At 69.8% G+C, this 17,883-nt stretch carries 8 protein-coding genes; 4 read left to right on the forward strand and 4 right to left on the reverse strand.

The annotated features are described in order from the left end of the window. Nucleotides 1-51 precede the first annotated feature (51 nt). Complete coding sequence (locus OG386_RS13370) at nucleotides 52-264, reverse strand: DUF397 domain-containing protein (protein ID WP_328788364.1); 213 nt, start codon at nucleotides 262-264, stop codon at nucleotides 52-54. Next, a complete protein-coding gene (locus tag OG386_RS13375) occupies nucleotides 261-1,121 on the reverse strand; it encodes a helix-turn-helix domain-containing protein (RefSeq protein WP_328788365.1) in 861 nt (286 codons plus the stop codon). The genes OG386_RS13370 and OG386_RS13375 overlap by 4 nt, the downstream gene beginning before the upstream one ends. Before the next feature lie 126 nt (nucleotides 1,122-1,247). Between OG386_RS13375 and OG386_RS13380 the strand changes: the two genes are divergently transcribed. The 4 genes from OG386_RS13380 to OG386_RS13395 all read left to right on the forward strand — a co-directional run bounded on the left by OG386_RS13380 (nucleotide 1,248) and on the right by OG386_RS13395 (nucleotide 13,961). After that, nucleotides 1,248-1,727, forward strand: coding sequence for an ATP-binding protein (locus tag OG386_RS13380; protein WP_328788366.1), 480 nt, complete (start codon nucleotides 1,248-1,250; stop codon nucleotides 1,725-1,727). A gap of 138 nt (nucleotides 1,728-1,865) precedes the next feature. Beyond that, on the forward strand, nucleotides 1,866-8,906 hold the full coding sequence (locus OG386_RS13385) for a DEAD/DEAH box helicase (protein ID WP_328788367.1): 7,041 nt from the start codon (nucleotides 1,866-1,868) through the stop codon (nucleotides 8,904-8,906). Between the two features lie 35 nt (nucleotides 8,907-8,941). After that, nucleotides 8,942-11,314 (forward strand): UvrD-helicase domain-containing protein, encoded by a 2,373-nt coding sequence (locus OG386_RS13390; RefSeq protein ID WP_328788368.1) that lies wholly within the window; start codon nucleotides 8,942-8,944, stop codon nucleotides 11,312-11,314. Nucleotides 11,315-11,387: 73 nt separating this feature from the next. Further along, nucleotides 11,388-13,961: a GmrSD restriction endonuclease domain-containing protein gene (locus OG386_RS13395; protein ID WP_328788369.1), complete on the forward strand. Its 2,574-nt coding sequence runs from the start codon at nucleotides 11,388-11,390 to the stop codon at nucleotides 13,959-13,961. Between the two features lie 381 nt (nucleotides 13,962-14,342). Here the strand turns inward: OG386_RS13395 and OG386_RS13400 are convergent, their stop codons facing one another. Then, nucleotides 14,343-15,680 carry a class I SAM-dependent RNA methyltransferase gene (locus OG386_RS13400; protein WP_328788370.1) on the reverse strand — a complete coding sequence of 446 codons (1,338 nt, stop codon included), beginning with the start codon at nucleotides 15,678-15,680 and terminating at the stop codon, nucleotides 14,343-14,345. A gap of 94 nt (nucleotides 15,681-15,774) precedes the next feature. Further along, nucleotides 15,775-17,838 carry an APC family permease gene (locus OG386_RS13405; protein WP_328788371.1) on the reverse strand — a complete coding sequence of 688 codons (2,064 nt, stop codon included), beginning with the start codon at nucleotides 17,836-17,838 and terminating at the stop codon, nucleotides 15,775-15,777. Between the last annotated feature and the right edge of the window lie 45 nt (nucleotides 17,839-17,883).

A 17,883-nucleotide genomic window follows, 5' to 3' on the forward strand; every position in this document is an offset into this window, starting at 1 on the left:
GGAGCCCTGCCGCCTGGTGCAGGCGGCAGGGCTCCCCCGCTCGGCAACCGATCAGGCGTCGTGGGCAACGGCCACGGCGACCAAGCCCGACCACGCCTCCGGTGACACTCTTACAATCGGGCCAGCCAAGGTCTTCGAGTCGCGGACGTACACGGAACCACCGGTGGTCGCGACCTCCACGCACTCGCCGCCGCCACCACCGCTGTAACTGCTCTTGAACCAGGCCGAGTCCGGAACCACGGATCCGTTGGGCTGAACAGTCATCTCTCTCCCAGCAGCTTCTCGATGAACTCCGACGACTCACGCGGGGTGAGCGCCTGAGACCGGATGATGCCATAGCGGGATTCGAGCTCGTGGATCTTGGCGCGAGCCGTGTACATGCGACTGTCGTCCTGCACTTCCGTGTAGGCGATGCGCTGCCCGTCCGCAGTGTCGATCAAGTTGAACGGGCCGCCGAGGCCGGCGTGATCCTCCCTGTCCACTGGCATGACCTGGATCTCCACGTTGCGCTTCTGCCCCAGGAGCAGGATCTGTTCCAGTTGCCCGAGCAGAACCTCTCGCCCGCCGATGGGCCTGCGCAGGACGAACTCCTCGATCACGAAGCTGAGGAGCGGAGCCGGACGCCGATCGTAGATCTCCTGCCGCGCCATGCGGGCCGACACGCGTTGTTCAATGAGGTCGTCGTCCAGCAGCGGCCGCTGCATCCGGAACACGGCCCGCGCGTAATCCTCTGTCTGGAGCAGCCCCGGCACGGCGATGGCCGCATACACGCTGAGCGCAAGCGCCTTCGCCTCCAACCGGGCTGCATCGCGGAAGAACGCCGGGTACTGGGCCCGCGCCACCTCCTCCTTCAGCACCTTCAGGACACCGCCCGCACCCAGCTCCTCATCCGCCCGGTCGATGAACCGCGGCGGCGGGATCCGCCGCCCCTGCTCGTACGAGGAGATGCTCGACGCCGAGTAGCCCAACCGCGCGCCCAGCTCGGCCCGTTCCACTCCCGCCGCCACCCGGACCAGCTTCAGCTGCCTCCCGAACGCGGCGACGATCCCCGTCCCCGGTTCGTCCTCCGGGCGCGGGCCCTCGCCGCCGTCCGGCTCGTCTACACCCAGGTCGTCTTCCACCAGCCACCGCCTGTCCACCACGCCGCGCGCTGCCCCGCGTACACCTCACGCACGACCGCGTACAAGCAGTCCGCGTCAGTGCGTCACCACTGGTCACGCTACGCCACCACCGGAAGCGTTGTCCGCATGATGGAACAACCCGCCACCCCGACCGCAGCCATGCAACTCAGCAACCCCACGCACCACTTCAGCATGCGGTTCAGCTCCACCCCGCGCGGTGCCCGCCTTGCCCGGCGGCTGGCCGCCGTACGTCTCGACTCGTGGGGGTACCCGTACGACTGCACCGCCCACGCCGACGTGACTCTGCTCGTCGCTGAGCTCTGCGCCAACGCCATCCAGCACGGCCACGTACCCGGCCGGGACTTCCGGCTCGACCTGAAGGCGGTCACCCCCACCACGCTCCGTGTCGAGGTCACCGACACCCGCGCCGAACGGCTCCCCACCCAGATCCACGACACCGCGCACGCCGAGCACGGCCGTGGCCTGAACATCGTCGCCGCCCTGGCCGCCCGATGGGACTGGGGCTACCGACCCGAAGGAGGGCCCGGGAAGATCGTCTGGGCGGAGTACGAGGCGACGAAGACACCGGCGTCATCCGCGCCCTGATCGCCCGTACCCCCTCCCACCAGCCCTCATCGGCTGAAACCGGCCCGACTGTCGGAGCGCGCACGTAGAGTGGTCGAGATCGTCGTCGCGATCAGTGACACGAGTCGTGAGCAGGATCTACGGGAGGGCCGGCGAGCCATGAGACCCACACTCGCCGCGCAGGCACTGCGCGAGACCACGGTCGAGTATTTGACCACCACCTTCGCGCTGGCCGAACCCGCCACCCAGCGGGCACTCACCGACTTCCTCACCGACCCCGCCGACGGGCTCTTCCGCGGCCCCTACCTCCGGATCCGGCGGCCCTTCCGGGCCGCGGAGCCCGGCTGGGAGCAGCACCTCGACTGGTACAAGGACGATTTCTGGCCGTACGCGCACCAGGCTGAGGCTTTCGCGCGCCTGACCACCAAGGGCGGGCACGTCCCGCAGCCGACGCTGGTCACCACCGGTACCGGATCCGGCAAGACGGAGTCCTTCCTCGTCCCCGTCGTCGACCACTGCCGTCGCGCCAAGGCCGCCGGCAAGCCCGGCATCAAGGCCGTCCTCCTCTATCCGATGAACGCCCTCGCGGGGGACCAGGCCGATCGGCTCGGCAAGCTCCTGGAGGACGAGCGGCTGGCCGACGTCACCGCCGGCCTCTACATCGGTGAGGCCAGCTCCACCGCGAACGGCTCGCCGTACGGGCGGGTCATGGTCGAGCGAGCCGAGATACGGCGCAATCCGCCGGACATCCTGATCACCAACTACAAGATGCTGGACCTCCTCCTCCAGCGGCAGCAGGACGCCCCCTTGTGGGCCGACGCGGACCTCGCGTACATCGTGATCGACGAGTTCCACACCTACGACGGCGCCCAGGGCACGGATGTCGCCATGCTGCTGCGCCGTCTCGGCAAGGTGGTCGGAGCCTCCGAGAACGGGCGCCCGCTCGGCTCGATCTGCCCCGTCGCGACCTCCGCGACCCTCGGCGAGGCACCCGTAGCAGCCGACAAGCAGGTACAAGGAGGCTCCGGACCGCGCGCCATGCTGGACGTGGCCTCGCAGGTGTTCGGTACGCGCTTCCCCGACGACTCCGTCATCGGGGAGGACCGGCGCGACCTGAACTCCTTCCTCGCCCCCGTTGATCTGACCCTGCCGCTCCCCTCCCCCGCCGAACTCGCGGCTCTCCCCGAGCCTGCCCCCGCCGACCACGGCCTGGACGACATCGCACGCGCCGTTCTCGGCTGCGACACCTCCGACCCCCGCGAGCTCGGACGGCGGCTGCTCGCGCACCCCCTCACGCACCAGCTGCTGGGCGCCGACGTGGACCAGCCGCTGACCGCCGAGGAGGTGCTGGGCTCCTTCCCGGCCACCTCCGCGTGGTGCGTCGCGGCGGCCCAGGACCCGAAGACCGCCGCCGAGGCACTGGCCCGGTTCATCGCCCTGATCTCGGTGGCCCGTGCTCCTGATGCACCCGCGGGCCAGGACCGGCCGCTCCTGTTGATCGAGACGCACCTGTGGGTGCGGTCCCTGTCTCGCGTGCTGCGGTTCGTCTCGCCGACGCCGGTGTTCTCCTGGTCGGACGCCGACCAGGCCGCAGCCACCGCGGTGGCGTCGGCCGCCCAGGAGGAGCGGCGCCGGAAGGCAGCACGCTCCGGGCGGCTGCCGTCTACGTACTGCCGGCACTGCGGGCGCTCCGGCTGGTCCGCCGTATGCCCCGAACGCAACCCGTCCTCCCTCGTGACGGCCCCCGACGACATCTACCGGCTCAGTGCGGGCGGCGGCGCCGGCAAGGCGCGGGTGCGTGCGCTGATCACCGCCACGCAGGCCGAGGCAGCCGAGCAGGCCCGGCGGGCCCTGGCACGCAGCCTGCGGCGCGGGCGCCGCTCGGCAACCCACGAGGCCACTGTGCTGGTGCTGGAGGACAACGGCGAGACGCTGCGGCGCGTCGACCCGGACGAGGTATTCCTCGCCGACGGGCAGATCGCCGAGGCCCCGGAGAACGGGGTCTTCGTCAAGGCCTGGTTCGACAACGCCGACCAGGACGACTACGCGAAGCAGGACCGGTGCCCCGCCTGTGGCCAGGCCCAGGGCATCCGCTTCCTTGGTGCCGGTGTGGCCCCCCTCGCCTCCGTGGCGGTCACCCAGCTGTTCACCGGTGGCGAGCTGCCGAAGAAGGACGACGAGGGCAGTGACCGGCGCAAGACCCTGATCTTCAACGACTCGGTGCAGGACGCCGCGCACCGGGCGGGCTTCGTGGCGAGCCGGGCATGGAAGTTCTCGTTGCGCGCGCTCGTGCACGAGCAGTTGGCGGAGCGCTCCGCGGAGGTTCCCGGCTTCGACAAGGACGGCGTACCGCTCAATGAGCTGATCGCGGCTCTGGTGCGCCGGGCCTCCGTCGACAAGGAGAAGCTCCTGGCCTCCGTCGTGCCGCCGGATCTGCACGACGTGGACCGGGTGAAGCGGCTACTGGCCGGCAAAAAGCGCCTACCCAAGGGCACTTGGGACCTGGTCGGCGAGCGTCTGGCCTTCAACACCCTGCTGGAGTTCGGGCTGAACTCCCGGCAGGGGCGCACCCTGGAGCTCACGCGTACGGTGGCCGCGGAGGTATACCTCCCGGATCCGGAACGAGCGGCGAGGACGGCCGAAGGACTGTACGAGGAGCACCTGCGGCGGCAGCTGCCCGTGGACCCACAGGACGAACTCCCGGCGGTGGACGGCGACGAGGACGAACTCGCACCGGCCCCGAAGCCGGCTCTCCCGGCCTCCGGGCCCGAACGGCTGCGCCGCTTCGAGGGGTTCGTACGCGGCCTGCTGGAACACCTGCGCGTGAGCGGCGGCGTTCAGCACGCCTGGCTGAACGGGTTCATCGAGGGCGAGGGGCGCAGCCGCTACACGATCTGGACCGGGCGCCCCGAGGGCATGCAGGCCTTCGGCCGGAACTCGGACGCTCCCGCGTTCGTGCTCTCCGGAGCGCGTTCGGGCCGTACCGACTTCGAGCGGGTCGACACCAAGGAGAGCTGGTACACCGACTTCGCCGAGCGCTGTCTGGGCATGGACCGCGCGCTGGCGGCGGGGTACCTGGCCGAGCTGCTGCCGCGACTGGCGGACCGCGAGATCGGGGCGCTCGCGTACCGGCGTACCGGCGAGAACAAGGCCGGCGGCAACAACAAGGGCCACGGCGTGTACGGGCTCACCCCCGGCCACATCCGGGTGCGGCCGCTCAGCGACGAGCAGACCGCGCACGCGGCCCTCGCCTGCCCGGAGTGCGGCTGGACGCAGACCGTTCCGCCGGAGCGGGTCGGGGTGTGGCAGGGGCTGCCGTGTCCGCTCAAGGGCTGCGCGGGCGAGCTCGCCGTACCCTCGGCGCAGGCCGCGGGGCGAGCTGCGCGGGACTACCGGTGGGACTACTACCGCCGGCTGTACCGCGAGGCCGGCCCGTACAGCGTGGTCGCCGCCGAGCACACGGGTGTGCTGAGCCGCAAGGAGCGCGAAGAGGTCGAGAAGGGGTTCCGGCAGGGTGTCCGGCACACCGACCCGAACGTGCTCTCCTGCACGCCCACTCTGGAACTTGGCATCGACATCGGGCAGTTGGAGGCGGTGATCCTGGCCTCGCTGCCTCCGAGCACCGCCGGTTACGTACAGCGGGTGGGCCGCGCCGGCCGGTCAACGGGCAACGCCCTCATGGTCTCGCTCGCCGACACCAGCCCGCGCGCCCTCTACCACCTGTCCGAACCGCGGCAGCTGATCGCGGGCCGCATCCTGCCTCCCGGATGCTTCCTGTCGGCGGGTGAGCTGCTGCGCCGCCAGTACACGGCGCATCTGCTCGACCTGGCCGCGCGCGGCCGGCTGGAGGGCGTACAGCCTCTGCCCGACCGGGTGACGGCGCTGTTCGGCCGGGTCGGCTGGCTGCGGCGGTTCGAGCAGGCCGTGACGGGCCGCATGGATCTCGTGGGTGAGTTCCTCGACCTGTTCCCCGAGATCGCGGGAGTGCCGGACTCGGGCGTCTCGCGCGATGCCCGCAAGGCCCTACGGCGTTATGCGGACGGAGGTCTGGCCAAGGCCCTACAGGAAGCCGAGGACTCCTGGGAGTCGGAGCGGGCCGAGCTGGTGGACCGCCGCGCCATGATCAACGAGGCGGCGGAGGCGCTGCACGAGAACGTCGAGGACGAGGCGAGGGAGAAGCGCAACCTCGCCCGCGAGGCCGCTGCTGTCGGCAAGCGGGTGCAGGAGTTCGCCCAGGCCGGAGCGCAGGCCTTCCTTGTGGAGCGGGGCTTGCTGCCGAACTACAGCCTGGTGGAGGACGGGGTGCGACTGGAGGCCGCCCTCACCCGCAAGGAGCCCCCGCGCCGGAGCCGGGCGAACGTATCCGGCGAAGCACCCAAGTCGCAGTGGCGCACCGAGAACCGGGTGTATGACCGGCCGTCGGAGTCGGCGCTCACCGAGCTGGCGCCCGGCAACTCGTACTACGTGCGCGGCTACCGCCACAAGATCGACGGCTTCGACCTGGGGCCTCGCCCGAAGGAAGGGGAGGAGGACCCCCGATCGGCTGTGGTCGCATGGCGGGTCTGCCAGGAGTGCGGATACGTCCGCACAAAGAACGCGGAGACGGATACCGCACCCTGCCCGCGCTGTGCCGGCCCCGGCATCGGCGGACGGACAGCCCTGCACCACGTCATCGTGCCCCGCAAGGTCACCTCGCGCGACAAGCGGGATGACGCCCGGATCATCGACGACCACGACTCGCGCAACCAGCGGTACTACTCGACGGCCACGGCCGTGGACATCGATCCCGCCGCGATCAAGGAGAGCTGGCGGCACGCGGGGACGACCTTCGGTGTCGATCACGTGCGTGAAGCCGTGATCCGGCGGTTCAACCTGGGTCCCGCCAAGCTCACCCGGCGCCCCGACACGAACTTCGCCGGAGCCGAGGTCAGCGTCACCCCGTTCGTGGTCTGCCCGCTGTGCGGAGGCGCCTCCGACCGCGAGCCGGGGCACGCCCCCGTACAGGAAGAGCTGAGCGAGTCGCTGGCCGGGCGCCCGGAGCTGGCGCACCACCGGCCCTGGTGCCCCACCCGGCGCCGGGACCGGCCCGTGCACGCCGATGACCGGCGGGTGATCACCGCCACCGAGCACAAGACGGAGGCGCTGCGCATCCTGCTGCAAGCGGCGACCCTCCACGTGCCGGAGCGGCTGGCCTCGTTCTCCGCCGCTCTGCACCTGGGCCTGGCCCTGCGCTACGGCGGCGATCCGGCGCACATCCGTTCCACTCCGAGCACGGAGCCGGACCGGGAGAGCGGCCTGACCCGGAACTACCTGGTGCTGTACGACTCCCTGCCGGGCGGTACGGGATACCTCCAGCGGCTCGTCGAGGGCGAGGGCGAGGAGTTCCGGGCCGTCCTGGCGGCAGCCCAGGCGTATCTGCGGGACTGCCCCTGCAGGGACGGGCGGCGGCGCGCCTGCCACCTGTGCCTCCTCGGCTACGCCCCGGAGCGGGAGTACCCGCTCCTGGACCGGCAAGAGGCCCTGTGGATGCTCGACGACATGCTGGGCGAGGACGGCCGCAGCCGCTGGGCGGTGCACCCTGTACGCAAGGATCAGGCGGGGAGGGAAGCAGCCGAGGAAGAAGACCGGCTCCGCTTCGCCGAGCAGGCACAGAGCGATCTGGAGCGGCGCTTCATCGACTGCCTGGACCGTTGGCTCGCCGACCCCGCCCACCAGGCCGATGTCGACCACGAGGAGACACCGACTGGACGACACGGCAAGCAGTTCACCCTGCGGCGGCGGGACGGCTCGCCGATCCGCTGGGAGTCGGTGGCCCAGAAGCCGCTGTACGCCCACGGCACCGTGCCCGACCTGCTGTTGCGCCCGGTGGCAGGTGAGACGACGAGCGACGGCGCTCCGCCCATGCCCGTCGCGATCTACCTGGACGGATATCGCTGGCACGCCTCGGCAGCCACCAACCGCATCGCCGGGGACGCGTCCAAACGCGCCCGTCTCCGCGCCGACGGCACCCTGGTCTGGCAGATCACTTGGGACGACGTGATCGCCTGGGAGAAGGAACTGCGGACGCAGGCCGGGCGGGGCCCGGCCGAGGACGACGGCGGCGTAAAGGCGCTGCTGCCCGCTCTGGCCGGTACCTCGGCGCAGGCGGCCTGGCCGCCGTACCCGGTTCAGGGCGAGACCACCCCCGGCGGTAAGGCTAGGGCTGCCTGGGAGAAGAAGACCCGGAATCCAGGCGAGATCGACCGGCTCTACACCGGCGCCATCCCGTCACTGCTCGGCTTCCTCGCCGATCCGGACCTCGGCCGGTGGCGCGCTATGGCCCGCCTCGTCGTGGGTGGCCTGATGAAACTGGCCCAGCGAGAGGACGTCGTCGACGCCGACCCCAAGTCCGCCGTGCCCTGGATCGAGTCGGTGCTGCGTGACGAGGCCACACCTGGCGTCGGCGGTACGGGGCTGCGGCTCTACCCCGTGCGGGACTCCTCGGGCCTGCCCTTCGTACTGATAGGCGATGCTCGGGTGCAGCCTGCGGGGCTGAGTGCCCTGGCAGTGCTCGATGATCGCGACGAGGCCGTACGTGGTGACGGCGCGGCACACCGGCGGCGCTGGAAAGCCTGGCTGAGCTGGGGAAACGTACTCCAATTCCTGGACCCGACCGGTACGGGCCGAGCCGACGGACTCCAGCTCGCCCGCAGCGGACTGGACTCGTTCGATGCCGGCTTGCTCGCTACGACAGCCGTCCGTGCCGACGGACTCCTGACCGCGCTCCGCGAGGAGTTGCCCGGTAGCGGGCTGCTGACAGCGGGACCGGGACAGGAGGAGGCCGGACTGGCCGCCGAGCCGGTCGCAGTGCCGTCGTCGGCCGCCGCAGCACCCCCCAATGCAGCCGCAACTCCAACTGCGGTCGAGAGGGCTGCCTGGGAGCTCGTTCTGCGCGAGCTGTCGTACATGGGTGACCCGGCGATCGACGCACTGGCCCAGGCACTCGCGGCGCGCGGCGACGTACGACCGGCCGAGGCTGGCTGGGATGCCGACGGAATCTCCCGACCGCTCGAACTCGCCTGGCCCGACCGGCGGATCGCCATCGTCCTGGGCGAAGACGCGGACGACGCGGCGTACATGGCCGAGTGCGCGGCAGCAGGGTGGGAGGTCCGGGCACCCGACGGCTGGGACGAGGAAGGGCTGGCCGGCCTGCTGCGCTAGCAGAACGGGCCTGGTCGGAGAGGGAGGGAGTGGACATGAGCAGTGCGGTCAGGACTCAGGTCGCCGTCGCGCCGCAGGCGAACGAGGACATCCGGCGCCTGGATCCGGCAACGAAGAACGCGGTGGGCGACTTCGTCCGCAGGCTGCGGGCGGACCGCTCCAACCGCGCCCTGCGCCTCGTTCCGCTGCGCGAGGCGGGGGCGAACGGGCGGCTGTACCTCGCCACGCTCGACGGCAGCCGGATGGGCCTGTTCCTGGAGACGGAGGAAAACCGCTTCAACCTGCTCGCCGTCCGCGTCGGGGCGACCGCCCGGGACGAGCTGGCCCGACTGACCGTGGAGATCAACGCCGTCTCGGGCGGTGTCGAGCTCGTCGACCAGAGCGAGGTCAGCGCCAACGTCGTCGCACTGCCGGTACGGCCGGAACCTGACGCCGGCGGGCACGAGGAGGCCCCGGCCGCATCTGCCGACGGCGCCGACGGGTCCGTTCCCTCACCACGGTCCCTGTCCGTCCCGCTCTTCGCCCGCTACCCGGACTCCGAACTCGTCGGCCTGGGAGTCATCGCCTCCCTCCTCCCCACGCTGCGTCGGGTCACGGACGGCCGACAGCTGGAAGCGCTGCTGTCCCACAACCTTCCCGGGCTCACCCGCGACGTGTTGCTGGCTCTGCACGACGGCATGGAGCCGGACGCGGTCCGCGAACACATCACCAGCAAGTGGCAGGCCGAGGAAGCCGTCGATCCGCACGACTGGGCCAGGGCCGCGCGCCGGCCGGTATCCCAGGTCAGCACGGAGGACGCGGCGGTCCTCGATGCTCTCGGCGACACTTTCGACGCCTGGCGGCTGTTCCTCCACCCCGAACAGCAGCGGCTGGCCACGGCTTCCTTCAAGGGGTCCGCCAAGGTCACGGGAGGCCCCGGCACGGGCAAGACCGTCGTCGCACTGCACCGGGTCCGGCACCTCGTCGCGCAGCTGCCGCCGGGAAGGACCCGCCCGGTGCTTCTGACGACGTACAACACCAACCTCGCCTCCGATCTGAAGGACCGGCTCCACCGCCTCGGCGGTGACGAGCTGTTGAGCCGGGTCGACATCAAGTCCGTTGACCAGCTGGCTCGCGAAGTGGTCGAGCAGCAGCCCACTGCCGTCCTCGGTACTCCGCTGGGCGACGAGGAGGCCTTGAACCTCTGGCACACCGTGTGCACGGAGGCCGGAGTCTTCGACTACGACGCGGAGTTCCTGGACTCGGAATTCAAGCACGTCATCCTCGCCCAGGGCTGCGGAAACGACCGGCTGTACTTCCGAGCCGAACGCAAGGGCCGGGGCAAGCTGCAGCGTGAAGAGCGCCGGCAGGTGTGGCAGCTGGTCGAAATGTATCGGGCGCATCTGGCTCAGCCGCCGCGCCGGACCACGTACGCGCTCATCGCGGACGAAGCGGCCCGGATCGAGGAGCGCCGCATGGCCAAGTCTGCGGAGCAGGCCCGTTACAAGGCGGAACACGGCGGCCTCGACCTCATCCACCGCGAGGCGGGCAGCGGCATGTGGCTGAAGCCCCGCTACCAGCACGTCATCGTGGACGAGGCGCAGGACCTGTCCGCATCGCACTGGCGCATGCTGCGCGCGATGGTGGCACCGGGACCGAACGACATCTTCCTGGTGGGTGACGCACACCAGCGCATCTACTCGCACCAAGTGGTGCTGGGCAGGTTCGGCATCAGCACCCCGGGCCGGGCATCGAGGCGACTGACGCTCAACTACCGCACCACGCGGGAGATCCTCGGCAGCGCACACGGCCTGGTGCACGGAGAGGCGTTCGACGACCTCGACGACGGGGCCGACACGCTGGACGGGTATCGCTCCGTACTCACCGGGCTCGCTCCGCAGTACTGGCGCGCACCGGACTGGCAGACGGAGATGCGGGCGGTCTCCACCCTGCTCAAGGAGCGACACGACCGCTACGGCACTCCCTACGCAGCCATGGCCGTCAGCGTCCCCGACAAGGCAGCCGTGACCCAGCTCGCCTACACCCTGGCCTCCGCGCCGTTCTTCATTCCGGCCGCCGAGATCGGCCGGGACGGCCCGCGTGACACCGACACGGTGCGGATCGGCACCATGCACCGGTTCAAAGGCCTGGAGTTCCAGCGCGTATTCCTGGCCGGTGTCAGTGAAGGCCTTGTACCGCATCAACGCATCGAGGCGTTCCGTCTGGCCAATCCGGCCCGGTACCGCCAAGAGCAGCAGCGGGCCCGCTCGCTTTTGTTCGTGGCCGCCACCCGGGCTCGCGACGAACTGGTCGTGACGTGGAACGGCAAAGCCAGCCGCTTCCTGCCCGAGGACGCGGACCGCCAGGCCGGGAGGGCAGCCGAGCTGCTGGCAGGCGACGGCCCACCGTCCGGCTCGGCAGCCGCTTAACAGCTCACCAGGCAGCTGGTCCGTTCACGTTCGTGAGCACCAGAACCAACCGAATCGCCACAAAGGGGGAGTAATGCAGGCGAAGGAGACCCTGTTCGCCGATCTTGTGCAGGGAAGGGCCCAGCAGTTCCAGGTGCCCCTGTACCAGCGGACGTATTCCTGGACGGAGAAGCAGCTGGGTCAGCTGTGGAGCGACATTCTGGAGCAGGCCGAACTGATCGAATCCGGGGAGCCGGCGAGCACCCACTTCCTCGGTTCCGTCGTGCTTGCACCGTCCCCGCAGAACGAGGCGACTTTCCCCCGCTGGCTCGTTGTCGACGGTCAGCAGCGACTCACGACACTCTCCCTCGCCCTGGCAGCGATCCGTGATCACGTCGCCGGGTCCCAGCCCGACGAGGCGGAGCGCATTGACGAGGAATACCTCATCAACAAGCGCAAAAGCGGCGACGACCACTTTCGTCTGCTGCCGACCCAGGCCGACCGGTCCCAGTTCGCCTCACACATCCGTGGCCACGAGGCGGCAACGACCGTCGGAGGCAGCGTGGCCAACGCCTACCAGTTCTTCCGCCGCAAGCTCGTGGCCGTCGGCGATCCGGCGGCATCCCAGGACGTGTTCCGCATAGAGCAGGCCATCACGTCACGCCTCACCCTCGTCGCGGTAACCGCTGAACGCGGCGACAATGTGCACCGCATCTTCGAGTCGCTCAACAACACCGGTCTCAAGCTCAGCCAGGCGGACTTGCTGCGCAACTACCTGTTCATGCGGCTGCCCACCCGAGGGGAGCACGTCTACGAGACCCGCTGGCTGCCGATGCAGGCGAGCCTGAGCAACGACGAGCTCGAACAGCTCATGTGGCTGCAACTCGTACTCGACGGGGACGACCGGGTCCGCCGCCAAGACCTCTACACGGCCCAGCAGCAGCGCTTCGAGCGACGGGAGACGGGCGAGGAAGCCATCGAGGCGTACATCCGGGAGCTGCACCGGCTCAGTTCTCTCTTCCGGCGGCTGATCCACCCCGAGGAGGAACCGGACCAGCTGGTCCGAGCCCACCTGCACCGCCTGAACGAGTGGCAGTCCCAGGTCACGTATCCGGCACTGATGCTGCTGCTCGACCGCCGCGAGCGCGGGGATCTGGACTCCGCCGAAACGGCCCGATCCTTGTCGTACATCGAGAGCTTCCTCGTCCGCCGGATGATCTGCCGGGTGCCGACGAACAACCTCAACAGGATCTTCCAGGCATTGCCCGGACAGCTTCCCCGCGATCTCCCTGTGGCCGACGGCCTGCGCCAACTCCTCTCCTCCGAAAACCGGTTCTGGCCCGACGACGACGAACTGCGCGAGAAGGTCCGGACCGCCCCGTTCTACCAGTTCGGGCGCTGGCACCAGCGCAAGTCGGTACTGCAGCGCCTGGAAGAGAGCCACGAGCATCCGGAACCGGTGGACTTCGCGGCCGCGCAGCTCACCATCGAGCACGTCATGCCGCAGTCCCCTGGCGACGAATGGCTGCAGATGCTGGGCGAAGACGTGGCGGACGGGGAGAGCGCGGAGGAGCTGCACGCCCGGCTGCAGCACACCCTCGGGAATCTGACGCTCACCGCGGTCAACTCAGAGCTTTCGAACCATCCGTTCGAGCGCAAGCAGGATCTCCTCCACGGCAGCCACTTGGAGATGAACCGCCGTATCGCGGCCACCGAGAGTTGGGGGGCGAAGGAGATTCTGGCTCGCGCCGACGAGCTAGCCGCCCGCGCGATCGGTCTGTGGCCGGCTCCCCTTCGTGGGGTGGGTAGGGCCGAGCGCAGCCGGGACTGGCAGCTGGCCCACCAGGTACTGGCGGCGCTCCCCCACGGGACGTGGACCTCCTACGGCGATCTCGCAGCCTTCATCGGCTCCGGCGCCCAGGCCGTCGGCAACCACTTGGCGGACACTGCGGGTGTCGTAAACGCGTACCGGGTCTTGACGGCCGACGGGAAAGTGGCCGACGGCTTCCGGTGGGCGCCCGAGGAAGCGGGAGGAAACGTCCGTTCCCGACTGACCGCCGACGGCATCCACTTCACGGGGAGCGGAGCAGCTGACCCCGCTCAGCGCCTCACGGCTGACGACCTCGCCCTACTGCTTGGGGGTACCGGTGACGACGTAGACGGTGCGGAGACCACGGAGCGCGCCGATACGGGGGGCCCGGGCGAGCAGACGCGCGCCGAGCGTTTCTTCCATCAGTTGAACGTCGACGACTCCCCCGAAACAGTTGAAGCGGTACGTGACGTCTTCGCCCACTGGGAGGAGCTCGGCGGCTGGATCGGGCACGGCTCAGGGCGCGTCACCACCAGTGCCTTCCTGATGCTCGGCGACGCGGGCAGTCCGGGCCGCGGCATCTGGCCGCTCACCCTCTACCCGGGCAGCGGGCGCGGCGGCACGGCGGAGGTCGTGTTCCAGCATCTGGCCGGCCGGGAGCCGTTCACCGATCGCGCGCTGCGCTCCGAACTGCTCCGGCGTCTCAACGAAATGGAGGGCGTCGACATCCCGGAGGGCAGGCTGGACCTGCGTCCGAACATCCGGCTCTCCCTGCTGGAGAAGGACGCCAACCGCGAGCGCCTCTTCGAGGCCCTGGCGTGGTTCCGGGACCGCTGGGAGGCGCGGGACCCGTCCTGAACGAGGTCATTGGAGGTTTGCCGACCGGACGTAAGCCGTGCACTCTCCACGGCAGGGCCCTGCGCGTCTTGGTGTTCCCTGCCGTCGCAGGCCTGGAATCGTCCACCCTGCTCGACGACAAGCCTCCCTCCAGTTTGAGCGTGGAGGGAGGCTGGGCAGCGCCTGGTACCGCCATTCCTCATTGACAGCCCATCAGGCACTCCGCCGACCGGGCGTCATTCGAGCGTCAAGATACTGACCGATCCGACGACAGTACCGCCGAGCCTCCACCGCCGTCACCCAAAACCGCAGGTCAGGCGGCCATGGCTGCGGCCGCCTGCTTCCACCTGGTATCGGTCCGAAAACAGGTTGGGTGAACTACCGAGACCGAGAAACTACAGGTCAGGCGCCCTTGGTGACCGGCTCCAGGATCGCCACGCACTCCACGTGGTGCGTCATCGGGAAGAGGTCGAAGACGCGGAGGGTGCGGACGCGGTAGCCGGCTTCCTTGAAGTAGCCCAGGTCGCGGGCCAGGGCCGCCGGGTCGCAGGCCACGTAGGCGATGCGGCGCGCCGAGAGGCCCGTGATGTGGCGGACCGTCTGCTTGCCCGCGCCCGCGCGCGGGGGGTCCAGGACGACCAGGTCGCATTCCGTGATCCCGGTCTTCGGGAGGATCTGCTCGACCTTGCCCTGCTCGATGCGGACCCGCGGGAAGTCCGCCAGGTTGTGGCGGGCGTCCTCCACCGCGCGCTTCGTCGACTCGATGCCGAGCACGGCACCGGTCTCGCCGAGCCGTTCCGCGAGGGCTCCCGCGAAGATGCCGACGCCGCAGTAGAGGTCGAGGGCCATCTCGCCCTTGCGCGGCATCAGGCCCTGCATGACGGCCTTGATCAGGGTGTCCGCGGCCTGCGGGTGGACCTGCCAGAAGCCGCCCATGCCCACGCGGTACGTACGGCCGTCCGCGCGCTCCCGGACGAAGGGGCGGCCGTGGACGCGGTGGACCCCGCCGTCCTTCTCCTCCACGCGCAGGACGGAGACCGGCTTGTCCAGCTCCACGAGGGGGAGGCGGCCGCCGGGGCGGGGGGTCAGGACGACCTGGCGGTCCTGGGAGCCGGTCGCCGCGATCGCCTCGACCGTGGCCATCTGCGGCCACTCCTGCTTCTCGATGCCCAGTTCGCTGACGCCGGGCGCCGCGATCATGCAGTGGTCGATCAGTTCGATGTCGTGCGAGCGGTGCTTGCGCAGGCCCGCGTTGCCGTCCTCGTCGATGGCGAACTGCACGCGGGTGCGCCACTGCGGGACCTGGCCCGCCGGCAGCTTGTCGCCCTCGGCCGGCATCACGGTGCCGTCCCAGCCGGCTTCCTCCGGGGTGAGCCCCGCGAGCCGCTTCAGCTGCTCGGCGACGACCTCGCCCTTGAGCCGGCGCTGGGCGCCGGGCTTGGCGTGCTGCCAGTCGCAGCCGCCGCACTTGCCGGGACCGGCGTACGGGCAGGGGGCCGCCACGCGGTCCTTGGAGGCGTCGAGCACGGTGATCGCGTCGGCGCGCAGGTAGCGGGAGTCCACGTCGCCCTCGGTGACCTTGGCGATCACCTTCTCCCCCGGGAGGGTGTGGCGGACGAACAGGACCCGGCCGTCGGCGGTGCGGGCGATGCAGTGGCCCCCGTGCGCGACGGGACCGACCTCGACCTCGTACTCCTCCCCGACCAGTGACTGCTTCTCGTTCTGCTCGGCGCTCGTCATGGTGGGGAGACTCCAAAGAAAACTGAAAAGGAAAACGGCCGGACGACCGACCCACCAGTTTACGTGGATCTCGTCCGGCCGTTCACCAACCTGCCTAGCCCTTGGAGGAGGGCTCCTTCGGCGGCGAGGGCCTGACGGGGCTGTCCACCGGGCCGCGGCGCACCGCACCCGGGGCGTTCCAGTCCTGGCGCTTCTTCGCCCGCCGCTTGGCGAGCTCCGAGGACTCCAGCTGGTAGGGCACCGAGGTGACCATCACACCGGGGGTGAAGAGCAGTCGGCCCTTGAGGCGCAGCGCGCTCTGGTTGTGCAGCAGGTGTTCGTACCAGCGGCCGACGACGTACTCGGGGATGTAGACGCTGACCGCGTCGCGCGGGTTCTCGCTGCGCAGGCCCTTGACGTACTCGACCACCGGGCGGGTGATCTCCCGGTACGGCGAGTCGAGGATCTTGAGCGGGACGTTGATCCCGCGCCGGTCCCATTCCTCGCGCAGGGCCTTGGTCTCGGCCGGATCGACGCTGATGCTGAGCGCTTCCAGGGTGTCCGAGCGGGTCAGCTTGGCGAACGCCAGGGCGCGCAGCGTGGGCTTGTGGACCTTGGAGACCAGGACGATCGAGTGGACCCGGGAGGGCCGGACGCTGTCCTCGCTGGGGCCTTCGGCGGCAGCGATCTCCGCGGAGACGCGGTCGTAGTGCTTACGGATCGCGGTCATGGTGCCGTAGAAGATCACCATGCCGAGCAGGGCCACCCAGGCGCCGTGGGTGAACTTGGTGGCGAGGACGACGGCCAGCACCATGCCGGTGAAGAAGGCGCCGAAGGTGTTGATGGCCCGGCTGCGGTGCATCCGGCGGCGGGCGGCGGCGTCGTGCTCCGTCTTCAGGTGCCGGTTCCAGTGCCTGACCATGCCGATCTGGCTGAGGGTGAAGGAGACGAACACGCCCACGATGTAGAGCTGGATCAGCTTGGTCGAGTCGGCGTCGTAGATCCACACGAGCAGCATGGCCGCGCCCGCGAGGAGCACGATGCCGTTGGAGAAGGCGAGCCGGTCGCCGCGGGTGTGCAGCTGGCGCGGCAGGTAGCGGTCCTGGGCGAGGATCGAGCCGAGCAGCGGGAAGCCGTTGTACGCGGTGTTGGCGGCCAGGAACAGCACCAGCGCGGTGGCCGCGGCCAGCAGGATGAACAGGAAGCTGCCGTTGCCGAAGACGGCCTCGGCGACCTGGGAGATGACCGGGTGCTGGACGTAGTCGGGGCCCACGGGGACGCCGTTGTCGAGCAGGTCGGTCGCGGGGTTCTCCGCCATCCGCACGTCGGTGGCCATGGCCAGGCCGATGATCCCGCAGAACATGGTGACGGCCAGGGCGCCCATGAGGGCGAGGGTGCTGGCCGCGTTCTTGCTCTTGGGCTTGCGGAAGGCGGGGACGCCGTTACTGATGGCTTCGACGCCGGTCAGGGCGGCACAGCCGGACGAGAAGGCCCTCAGCAGCAGGAACACCATCGCGAAGCCGGCCAGGCCCTGCTGCTCGGGCTTGATCTCGAGATTCGCGGTGGGGGCGGTCATGGTGTCGTCGAGGACGAAGCCCTTCCAAGCGCCCCAGCCGATCATGACGAATACGGCGGCGACGAAGACGTAGGTCGGGATCGCGAAGAGCTTCCCGGATTCCTTCACACCGCGCAGGTTCATCAGTGTGAGGAGAAGGATCATGACCATCGCCGAGAGCACCTTGTGCTCGATCACGAAATCCACCGCGGAGCCGAGATTCTCGACCCCGGAGGAGATCGACACGGCGACGGTCAGGACGTAATCGACGAGCAGGGCGCTCGCCACGGTGAGGCCGGCCCGGGGTCCGAGGTTCGTGTTGGCGACCTCGTAGTCGCCGCCACCGCTCGGGTACGCGTGGACGTTCTGGCGGTAGGAGGCCACGACCGTGAACATCAGCACGACGACCGCGAGCGCGATCCAGGGGCTGTACTGGTACGCCGACACGCCCGCGATCGACAGGACCAGCAGGACCTCGCCGGGGGCATATGCCACGGAGGACAGCGGGTCGGAGGCGAAGACGGGAAGGGCGATCCGCTTGGGAAGGAGTGTTTCTCCGAGGCGGTCGCTGCGTAGCGCCCGGCCGATCAGGATCCGTTTGGGCACGTCGGTCAGTTTGGACACGCAGAGGATCGTAAGCGTTCGAAATCAGACTGACGAACCCCCCAC

Origin of the sequence: Streptomyces sp. NBC_00273 (genome assembly GCF_036178145.1) — a bacterium.
In the GTDB taxonomy this organism is placed as follows: Bacteria; Actinomycetota; Actinomycetes; order Streptomycetales; family Streptomycetaceae; genus Streptomyces.

What these genes read in the sequence shown, in the direction of transcription:
- OG386_RS13370 (WP_328788364.1), bottom strand. Translation starts at nt 264, where the DNA reads ATGACTGTTCAGCCCAACGGATCCGTGGTTCCGGACTCGGCCTGGTTC.
- OG386_RS13380 (WP_328788366.1), top strand. Translation starts at nt 1,248, where the DNA reads ATGATGGAACAACCCGCCACCCCGACCGCAGCCATGCAACTCAGCAAC.
- OG386_RS13385 (WP_328788367.1), top strand. Translation starts at nt 1,866, where the DNA reads ATGAGACCCACACTCGCCGCGCAGGCACTGCGCGAGACCACGGTCGAG.
- OG386_RS13390 (WP_328788368.1), top strand. Translation starts at nt 8,942, where the DNA reads ATGAGCAGTGCGGTCAGGACTCAGGTCGCCGTCGCGCCGCAGGCGAAC.
- OG386_RS13395 (WP_328788369.1), top strand. Translation starts at nt 11,388, where the DNA reads ATGCAGGCGAAGGAGACCCTGTTCGCCGATCTTGTGCAGGGAAGGGCC.
- OG386_RS13400 (WP_328788370.1), bottom strand. Translation starts at nt 15,680, where the DNA reads ATGACGAGCGCCGAGCAGAACGAGAAGCAGTCACTGGTCGGGGAGGAG.